Origin of the sequence: Bacteroides sp. B1-V-101 (genome assembly GCF_023656585.1) — a bacterium.
Classification (GTDB): Bacteria; Bacteroidota; Bacteroidia; order Bacteroidales; family Bacteroidaceae; genus Bacteroides; species Bacteroides thetaiotaomicron.
Map to the genome: position 1 here is coordinate 1 of NZ_JAMOKH010000092.1, position 1,292 is coordinate 1,292.

General features: G+C 38.2%; 1 protein-coding gene. It reads left to right on the plus strand.

Annotated features, from left to right (window positions below):
- Positions 1-230 precede the first annotated feature (230 nt).
- The gene (locus tag NBH01_RS26540; RefSeq protein WP_005941495.1) at positions 231-1,226 is read left to right on the plus strand and encodes an IS110 family RNA-guided transposase; all 996 of its coding nucleotides are present in this window, start codon (positions 231-233) and stop codon (positions 1,224-1,226) included.
- The last annotated feature ends 66 nt before the right edge of the window (positions 1,227-1,292 follow it).

The following is a 1,292-nucleotide window of genomic DNA, read 5'->3' on the forward strand; positions in this document are numbered from 1 at the left end:
TTTTGACACATTTACATTTGCAGTATTAAATATCACAACAAAATATAAGTGTATATTTGAAAAGTAGAGTTGCAGTGAACTAACTTTGACACTAGTCTTAAATGACTATAGGCTGAATCAGACTGCAACTCTCTTAATAGGAGAACCTAGCCAGTTAGAATTGTAGGCTCACGACCTAATAAATGTATTAGCTGTTTCTCCTTCATGTTTAATACTGTAAATACAAAGTTATGAATTATTCTCATTTTGTAGGTCTTGATGTAGGAAAAAAAACTTTCGATGCATCATTAATGTCCGCAGACGAAAAAGAGTTGTCTCACAAGTCTTTTGATAACACTCCAACTGGGATCCAATCTTTATTGGATTGGATAGCTGGTTATCATCTCTCTTTATCCAAACTCTTGTTCTGTGCTGAAAACATGGGAAGTTATGTCACAGAGTTATCTGTTTCCAGTGTCTCCATGGGATTTTCCCTGGCTTTGGTTTGCCCGTTGACCATCAAGAAGTCCATAGGCTTGCAACGAGGCAAAAATGACCGCATTGACGCCAAAAGAATAGCGAACTATGCGGTATTACACTATCGAAAACTGGAGTTATACAAATTGCCTGACAAAGACTTGGTGAGACTGCGGGGATGGATTATTATACGTGACAATTTGGTCAAGCAAAAAGTATCAAGCATAAAGTTATTGGAAACATTCTCCTGGATGGCTAAGTTGGCTGATGTGACAGAATCCATTTCTTTTTTGGAAGAGCAGCTCAAGTCGATAAAAGAAAGAATCCTGGAGGTGGAAGAGGATATGGAGCAACTAATAGCCGCCAGTACATCGCTTTACACAAACTACTTGCTATTAAGAAGTATAAAAGGAATAGGAATTATCAATGCCATTGTATTACTGTGTGTTACTGACAATTTTCAAAGATTTGACAACCCGAGGAAATTTGCCTGCTATTGTGGGGTCGCCCCATTTGAACATACTTCAGGTATTTCCATACGGGGAAAAACGCAGACTTCTTCATTGGCTAACAAAGAAGTAAAAGTATACCTTACCCGGGCAGCTATTACTGCCATCTCTTGGGATCCGCAGATGAAAGCATACTATAAAAGGAAAATAGCAGAGGGGAAACATAAAGCATCTGTAATCAATGCTGTAAGAGCCAAAATCATAGCAAGGTCTTTTGCTGTGATACGAAGGCAGACTCCATTTGTAACATTAGCCGTATAATAAAAAGGTCCTTAACTTCGAAAATATCTTAGGTTTAGGAAGTAGCTATACACTTCTGAAGAGTAG